This window comes from Lacticaseibacillus sp. 866-1 (genome assembly GCF_016861825.1).
Classification (GTDB): domain Bacteria; phylum Bacillota; class Bacilli; order Lactobacillales; family Lactobacillaceae; genus Lacticaseibacillus.
In genome coordinates, this window is record NZ_BOLU01000050.1 from 1 (window position 1) to 4,559 (window position 4,559).

The window sequence follows — 4,559 nt, forward strand, 5'->3', positions numbered from 1 at the left end:
GCCGTTAGGCGACGCGCTTACAAGCCGCTGTCTTTAGTCAGAGGTGGTTGACCGTACCGCTTCAGTGCCGCTGTTAGGGATTCGCGCATGCGGTTGACCAAAGACGGCGGCGAGATGACCCTCACCAAGTCGCCTTGACTACGCAGCCACAGCATCGCCCCGAAGACGAAGGCGTATGACTCAATAATCGTCCCGCCGGTTGCCGTCCTGCGGATCACGCGACTGTCGGGAAAAATATCAAGGGCGTTATCCGGCGAATTATAACACTCGTATCGAAACGCCATGAATTCCCCCATATCGAGCAGGTAACTGTGACGGCGGTGCTCGGAAAGGAAGTAGCGCTCGCCATGCGGTAGAGGCTGGCCCTTCGCCGTTTGGATGATTTCATGAATCCGATCCAGGCGAAACAGCTGGTAGCGGTGCTTTTTTTCGACAAACATGACGACGTAAAAATAGAAGCGGTCAAAATAGATGGTCACGGGTTGCCCTTTAATTTCTGAGCACTGCGGCTGACCTGAGTGGCGATAAGTGAAGGTCACCTGAAGTTTGGCAGCGATGGCAGTCTCCAGCCGCGTCATCAGTGCCAGCAGCGGTTTTGTGTGCACCAGCGGCACATAGTCTTCTTTTTCCTGCTTGAGCCAGAAGTTGACGGTTGCAGTGTCTTCAGGCGTCAGGCGCGCCTGCAAAAATCGCAACGCCTTGATCATCTCAGAAGCAGACAACGCGCGACTGCCTAGCAAAACTGAGGAGATACCAGTGATCAACGCGAGGTTTTCGACCTCATCCCCCTGCACGAGCTGAAACTGGTGCGACTTCGTTTCCACCAAACGGCCGGCGTTTTGCGCCGCCAGTGCCGTTCTGATAGCCGCGAGGTCACGTTGAAATGTCCGCAGTGAGACCCCGGCCCCCGCGTCAAAGCCCACGGTTTGGCCCGCCATCAGCTTCGCCAGCAAATCCGCGACTCGTGCATTACTGTTCATCCTCGCCGCCCCCTTTTTCCGCTTGATCTATAGTTTACGCTGACTCAGCCTGCACGCAAGCGGCAGCCGCGAACCGAAAACGAAAGTAAGGCCAACTTGCCCAGGCGCGATTTATCAGTCCACGCCCAAAACGCCCCGGCCCCGCGATTTTACGACCAAATCGCGGCGCCGGGGCGCTTGTCTTTTTGAGGCTAACAGTGCTTTTTGTCGCAGCCTCAGCGTGTCAGGCTGCCAAGTTACTTGCCCTTGGTGTCGTCTTCGTTCATCTTGAGAATGCTCATGAACGCTTCTTATCTCACTCGGTTTTTTATGCCGATTATATGTGTTTCTTTCTATTATATACATGGTTCAAATTGCAGTCGTGGGTGCTTAAATATTGATGTCGGTCTAATTTGATTTATGTGCATTTATATCGGTGCATATTTGCGTTGGCAAATCGTAGGCAAGACCAAAACGGGGCTGAATAATAAGCCCTGTTTTTTGTTTACGAGCGCAAAAAAATAGCCCCATCCGCCGAAGCGAGTGAGGCTAATCATGCTGTTATGAGAAAAGCTTTTGCCCTTTGTTCATTTGTCGCTGCATTTCTTTGACCAGATTGCTTGGCGCAGTCCAAGAGTTGTCAACGTTAAACCCATAGTATTTGAGCGCTGCGTGATAGAGGGCAGGCCCAATCTTGTAGTCAACTGGCAAGCCTAAGCGCTGCTGCCAGATGCCCACTAGCTGTGAGCCAACGGCTACTTTACTTGGTACCCATTGAACGGCAGGCAAAGCACGAGCATCAATGAATTTGTAGCCCTTGGCGTTAGTCCAGGCGATGTCCTGACTTGAGATAACGCCATCTTGAGTGCGATTTTCAAGAGCTTCGGCCCGGCGTGCTGAACTAGCCCCGAAGTAGCCATCGACCTCTAAGTCCCCCGCTGCGCTTTGGCTTGGCTCAGCTGCTGGCGCTGGTGCGGGTGTCGCAGGAGTCACGGCCTGCCCTGCCGCCTGACGTACGAGATCAATATAGTGGTTCATGTTGATACCGCCTGGGCAATCAGTGGCCACGATGCTGTTGTGAGGAACGATGTGCGCACTGTCAATCGGAATGCCATATCGCTTGCAGATGTCAGCACACAGTTTTGCTGATAGCCTGAGCGTTTCCTCTGCCACTGACCAGTTAGGCGCGCCGCTTGAGTTGACGTGTTCCAAACCGATTGAGCGTTGGTTCATTAGCTTGTTACCGGCATGCCAAGCCGACCGCGTTTCATCTACGCAGCCGATGATTTGCGTTGGCGTGATTTCGTAGTGTGCAGAAGTCATCTTCCCGCCCTTGAGCCAAGTGTCCAGTGCTACCCTGTAGTTCGTGGTGCTGTTGTGGTGAATAACCACTCGGTCAATTTTGTGTCGTGGATAGCCGGGATCATCATGTGCGCTGCCGTTCATTGGACGCTCGTCCACATACGTAGTTAGTTTTGACCATACTGCCATTATTTTGCCTCCTTCTTAGGCTTGTCATACGTCAGTGCCTGACCGCTGTCGGACACGCCAGCAGTAGTCGGGTCAGTGACCACACCAAGAATTGACAGCACCGCGAATACCGCATTGACAATGCCGGTCAGTTGCGTGCCTAGGTTGGCAAAGTCCCACTTATACCCAAAAGGCGCAGCCACAGCTTGCGCAAGCAATAAAATAGCCGGCACTAAGGCCAGCCAGAACTTGATACTCAATACTCGTACTTTCCAATTAATCTTCATCATTATTTCTCCTTTTCTAAATCACATGACGTCTTCTGGTGCCGGTGTCCAAGGGGTTGCAATGCTTCCAAATTCAACCTTGGGGTAACCGTAGTATGTGTTTTGACCCATGTTGTTAGTTTTAACAAATAGCAAAATGGAGTCTGTCTTATCAGGAACGATTAGGCTTGCTTGGCTAACACCATCAGCGTCAAAATTTATTACATTGCCGCCTGTTGTCAAAAGTATGTTGCCAGATGAATCTTTTGCTTGGATAAAGCAATAAGCGTTGCCTTGACCAAGGACTTTTGCATAAGGGGCGTTGTTGATAAACACCGAAAAGCATAAAGGCTGTCCTAATTTGATGAATTTTGTAGGAATGTTTGTCACCCATTGAAACCAGCCGGGCGCTTGGTGAACAGCCTTATTAATCCCCGCAAGAATATTTCTGCCATAAACTTGACTGCCATTGCTGAAAACCTTGTCTACTGGCGTACCATTAACGACACATGCTTTACCATTAATTGTTGGCATTCAATCACCCCTCAATGAAGTAGACGCCGGTCTTGTCGGACAATGCGTCATAAGCAGCTTGCGTAATTACATTGATAACGGCATCAGCACCCTTGTCACCGGTGTCACCTTTAGCGCCAACGAGAGAGGCCAACCATTGATTGACACTGCCAGAGAAGCCCGCGTTTACGGCAACTTGATAAGCGGAAAGCCCTTGGTCGCCGGGATCACCTTTTTCACCGGTATCGCCAGTCTTACCGGTGTCGCCTTTGATACCTTGCGAACCACTTAGGTCGGCAATATAGGTGAAACTGGTGCCATTCCACACGTAAAGCTTACCGTCATCAGGGTCGCTTACGTCACTGGCAATCATGGTGAAATCTCCATCAGAGAATCCGTCACCATTCATTTCAGCAACAGATGGGAACGTCTTTACGATCTGGAAGTCTTTCCCTGGATTGCCCTTTTCACCCGTGTCGCCTTTAGCACCAACGAGAGAGGCAAGCCAGTCCGTTTGTGAACCTTTATAGCCATTAATGACCGCGACTTGATAGGCAGATAGACCCTGAGCGCCTGTATCACCTTTCAGACCATTGGCAACAGCAGTAGATACTTCTTGCTTTAGTTGCTGACTAAGGTCGCTAAACTGCTTAATAAAGTCGTCAACCGTAATGCTGCTGACGATGCCCCCAGAAAGACCAGTGACGTTCTCATTGATTTGAAGTGCCAAAAATCCATCACTAGGATAGATTGCAGTGCCACCGTCTACGATGTCCCACAGCTCAAGCAGATAGCTTCCAACTGGCAATTGGGCCAATTGTCCGCTAGTGATGATGGCATGATTGTTCGTGATACTGGCACTTATTCCCAGCAAATATCCGGAATCGTTTTTTACTCTTACCTTTGCATCTGATGTTAGGGTTGCTGCGCTGCCATCATCGAACGCACTCAAATGTATTTCAGTTGTGGTATCGGCAAATTTAAACTGTTTATCGCCGTTGCCAAGATACAGCTTCCTCATAAAGAATCATCTCCTCACGCTAATCCTATTCATCATCATTATCTCCTTTAATGCCTACATGGTCTTCTAATCGAGTAATTCTAACCGAGTGACTGCCCAGTTCTTCATCATGTGTTTTCAGATGAGTATTCAAGTCTGCCAGCGATTGTTCGTGCATTTTGAGCTGACGATTAATCGTCTCTGAAAGCACTTGAATATCAGAGCGCAATGGATCCAAGGCAATCTTTTTGAATAGCCAGCTACCCGCGCTCACGCCCACCCCTATGATTGATATGAACTCCGCCCAGTCACCAATCGTGTATCCAAAAAATGTCACTTTCTCACTTCCTT

The 4,559-nt window shown here is 49.9% G+C and carries 5 protein-coding genes and 1 pseudogene; all 6 read right to left on the minus strand.

Going from position 1 to position 4,559, the window contains the following annotated elements; all coding sequences use genetic code 11:
* Positions 1-17 precede the first annotated feature (17 nt).
* On the minus strand, positions 18-980 hold the full coding sequence (locus tag JUE30_RS11035) for a YafY family protein (protein WP_203624864.1): 963 nt from the start codon (positions 978-980) through the stop codon (positions 18-20).
* 540 nt (positions 981-1,520) lie between these two features.
* Positions 1,521-2,450: an N-acetylmuramoyl-L-alanine amidase gene (locus tag JUE30_RS11040; RefSeq protein ID WP_203624865.1), complete on the minus strand. Its 930-nt coding sequence runs from the start codon at positions 2,448-2,450 to the stop codon at positions 1,521-1,523.
* A gap of 26 nt (positions 2,451-2,476) precedes the next feature.
* A pseudogene (locus tag JUE30_RS11045) lies at positions 2,477-2,716 on the minus strand (phage holin); the annotation flags it as partial.
* A gap of 21 nt (positions 2,717-2,737) precedes the next feature.
* On the minus strand, positions 2,738-3,229 hold the full coding sequence (locus tag JUE30_RS11050; RefSeq protein ID WP_203624867.1) for a hypothetical protein: 492 nt from the start codon (positions 3,227-3,229) through the stop codon (positions 2,738-2,740).
* Positions 3,230-3,233: 4 nt separating this feature from the next.
* On the minus strand, positions 3,234-4,229 hold the full coding sequence (locus tag JUE30_RS11055; protein ID WP_203624868.1) for a collagen-like protein: 996 nt from the start codon (positions 4,227-4,229) through the stop codon (positions 3,234-3,236).
* A gap of 25 nt (positions 4,230-4,254) precedes the next feature.
* The gene (locus JUE30_RS11060) at positions 4,255-4,545 is read right to left on the minus strand and encodes a hypothetical protein (protein WP_203624869.1); all 291 of its coding nucleotides are present in this window, start codon (positions 4,543-4,545) and stop codon (positions 4,255-4,257) included.
* Positions 4,546-4,559: the final 14 nt, after the last annotated feature.

Excerpts from the sequence above, each read along its gene's own strand:
- JUE30_RS11055 (WP_203624868.1), bottom strand. The coding sequence starts at position 4,229 with ATGAGGAAGCTGTATCTTGGCAACGGCGATAAACAGTTTAAATTTGCC.
- JUE30_RS11050 (WP_203624867.1), bottom strand. The coding sequence starts at position 3,229 with ATGCCAACAATTAATGGTAAAGCATGTGTCGTTAATGGTACGCCAGTA.
- JUE30_RS11035 (WP_203624864.1), bottom strand. The coding sequence starts at position 980 with ATGAACAGTAATGCACGAGTCGCGGATTTGCTGGCGAAGCTGATGGCG.
- JUE30_RS11040 (WP_203624865.1), bottom strand. The coding sequence starts at position 2,450 with ATGGCAGTATGGTCAAAACTAACTACGTATGTGGACGAGCGTCCAATG.